This window comes from Sandarakinorhabdus oryzae (assembly GCF_009733735.1).
In the GTDB taxonomy this organism is placed as follows: Bacteria; Pseudomonadota; Alphaproteobacteria; order Sphingomonadales; family Sphingomonadaceae; genus Sandarakinorhabdus; species Sandarakinorhabdus oryzae.
Map to the genome: position 1 here is coordinate 1 of NZ_WNJP01000275.1, position 2363 is coordinate 2363.

At 70.4% G+C, this 2363-nt stretch carries 4 protein-coding genes and 1 pseudogene; 1 reads left to right on the forward strand and 4 read right to left on the reverse strand.

From position 1 onward, the window contains the following. A partial coding sequence (locus tag GJ693_RS15500) for a hypothetical protein (protein WP_197042267.1) occupies positions 1-219 on the reverse strand: 219 nt, incomplete at its 3' end. Between the two features lie 136 nt (positions 220-355). Here GJ693_RS15500 and GJ693_RS15505 point away from each other — a divergent pair. Then, positions 356-661 carry a hypothetical protein gene (locus GJ693_RS15505; protein WP_156257143.1) on the forward strand — a complete coding sequence of 102 codons (306 nt, stop codon included), beginning with the start codon at positions 356-358 and terminating at the stop codon, positions 659-661. Positions 662-682: 21 nt separating this feature from the next. Here GJ693_RS15505 and GJ693_RS15510 read toward each other — a convergent pair whose 3' ends face one another. The 3 genes and pseudogenes from GJ693_RS15510 to GJ693_RS17150 all read right to left on the reverse strand — a co-directional run. Continuing rightward, entirely contained in the window at positions 683-1345 is a 663-nt protein-coding gene (locus tag GJ693_RS15510; protein WP_156257144.1) for an NrsF family protein, read from the reverse strand. Beyond that, positions 1342-1869: a sigma-70 family RNA polymerase sigma factor gene (locus GJ693_RS15515; protein ID WP_156257145.1), complete on the reverse strand. Its 528-nt coding sequence runs from the start codon at positions 1867-1869 to the stop codon at positions 1342-1344. Before GJ693_RS15515 ends, GJ693_RS15510 begins: the two co-directional genes overlap by 4 nt. Positions 1870-1938: 69 nt before the next feature. Further along, positions 1939-2363: pseudogene (locus GJ693_RS17150) on the reverse strand (hypothetical protein); the annotation flags it as partial.

Sequence of the window (2363 nt, forward strand, 5' to 3'; positions counted from 1 at the left end):
GGCCGATGCCGGCTGCCAGCCCGCCGGCAATTCAGCCCCGGCATAATCGCCGGGCGCCGGCGCCAGGCGCTGATCCATCTGCATGGGCGGCAGCGCCGCCGCCTCGGCGGCCTCGCGCATGTCGGGCGCGTAGTCGCCATAACCGAGGGGTGCCGTCTGCGCCGTGGCGGACGTGGCTGCCGCAAGGGCCAGCGCGGAAAGGACGGTTCGCTTCATCATGAATTCACCTTGCCCTTGCCAGTTTGAACATTGGCTGAACCCGTGGTGGCGCTTGCCGGTTGTGGCAATCACGCTCATGCTGCTGCACCAACCAGCATGCGCCCCGCACGGGTGGCGATGCAAGAGGAGAATGAGCATGCGTACCCCCCTGATGATCGCGGTTTCGCTGGGCCTGATGATGCCGGCCGTCACGCCGGTGCTGGCCCAGTCGGGGCAGAGCCGTCCCGTGCTCTATGAATATAACGGCAAGCGCTACAACAGCCTCGCCGATTGCCAGCGCGCCAAGAAGCGCGCCAAGGCGCGCGGGGCCGTGGCCGGCGCAGTGATCGCCGGTGCCGGCACCGCGCTTCTGGGCGGCAACCTGGGTGAAACCGCGCTGGTCGCCGGTGGCGGTGCCCTGGTCGGCCGCGAGATCGGCCGCCGCTCCGTGAAGCAGTGCTGACGATTTGGCTGGGCTAACCGGTCACCAGCGGATCAGGCGGGGCACCACCAGGCGCCCCGCCACCGCCGCAACAGCGATGGCCACGCCATACCACAGGCCAATATAGACCACGCTATCGAACGGGCAGTGCAGGTTGTAGGCCAGCGCGCCCAGGCTGCCCGAGGCCAGCCCGACCAGCAGCCCGGCCCGTTCCGGCGCCACTGGCGCCCCGCGCCGCAGATGCAGCACCATCGGCACCGCGCACAGCGTGCCGGTCATCAGGCTCATCCGCAGGCACTGCCAACCCGTCGGCATCATCATCATCGCCCGCGCATGGGCGGGATCGGTGAAGGCCACCACGGCGCCCACCAGCGGAAACAGCGCCGCCATCGCGGCCGCCACCTTCCAGCCCTGGCTGTTGCGCCCAACACCGGGGTGCGCCTGCGCCACCACCGCCGCCACGCACACCACGGCCAGAACTGCCAGCGTGCCGCTGCGCAGCATGAACATCGGTTGCACGTCCTCGCCCAGCAGCCCAGGGCGCGGGCCCAGCCAGGCCAGCACCAGCGCCACCGCCGCCGCGAACAGGCCGGCCAGCACCAGGGCGGTCGGCCGGTCGTCCAGCGGCTTCACCGGTTCCAGATCGGTCGCCAGCTGATCCAGCAGGGCGTCGAGCCGGGTTGGGGGGGAAGACTCAACCATCATGCATCCTCGTCCACCATCGCGGCCAGTTTCTTGAGGCCGCGATGCACATTCACCTTCACCATCGATTCCGATTGGCCCAGCTGTGCCGCTGCCTCGGTCACCGACAGGCCGTCGATCTTCATCGCCCGGATTGCCGCGGCCTGACCCGCCGGCAGCAGCGCCAGCAGCCGATCGCAACCCAGCCGGCCGATCAGCGCCGATTCCCCCGATTCCACCGAAATATCGTCGAACAGCGCATCATGGTTGCGCAGCGCCGAGCGCCGCAGCCGATCGACCCAGCGATAACGCGCGATCGCCGCCAGCCACGGCAGGAATGGCCGCGCCGGATCCCAGCTCGCCCGGCGCTGGTGCACCGCCAGCAGCGTGTCCTGCACCAGATCATCCAGTTCGTGCGGTGCCACCTTGCGCCGGAACCAGCGCTGCAACAGCGGCGCCGCCAGGCCCAGCAGCTGGCGATAGGCCTGGGCATTGCCGCCCTGGCTCTCCCGCATCAGCCGCGCCAGCGTGGCTTCGTCACTGGTCATGGCAAGGGAGGGGAAGGCCGCGCATGCCCGTCATTCGCAGCGGCGGCCCGAAAGGTTGCAGGCCGAGGGTCAGCTCCCACCCGACGCTATTCGGCCCAGCGGGTGGCGGCCGAGCAGATTGGGCTGATAGCCGGTCAGATCACCCGCCACCAACGCCCAGCGCACTGGCCGCAGCAGCGGGATGAACGCCGGATCGGCCATCAGCGCGGTCTCCGCTGCGGCCGCCGCCGTTTGGCGCGCGGTCAGGTCGTTGCCGGCCCTGGCCGCCTGGTCGAGCAGTTGATCGGCTGCCGCACTGCACGGCCGGGCACGGCCGCAGCGCCACTGCGCCAGCCAGGCGACAACATCGGGCACCCGCGCCACCTGTTCGACCAGCGCCAGATCATGCTGCCCCAGCCGCCGCGCCGCCGCGAAGCCGCCGCTGCGCGCGGTCTGCAGATGCAGCATGACGCCCAGCGGTGCGAGGCTGGTGGCCAGCGTTTCGGCCAGCGCCC

Excerpts from the sequence above, each read along its gene's own strand:
- GJ693_RS15505 (WP_156257143.1), top strand. The coding sequence starts at position 356 with ATGCGTACCCCCCTGATGATCGCGGTTTCGCTGGGCCTGATGATGCCG.
- GJ693_RS15510 (WP_156257144.1), bottom strand. The coding sequence starts at position 1,345 with ATGATGGTTGAGTCTTCCCCCCCAACCCGGCTCGACGCCCTGCTGGAT.
- GJ693_RS15515 (WP_156257145.1), bottom strand. The coding sequence starts at position 1,869 with ATGACCAGTGACGAAGCCACGCTGGCGCGGCTGATGCGGGAGAGCCAG.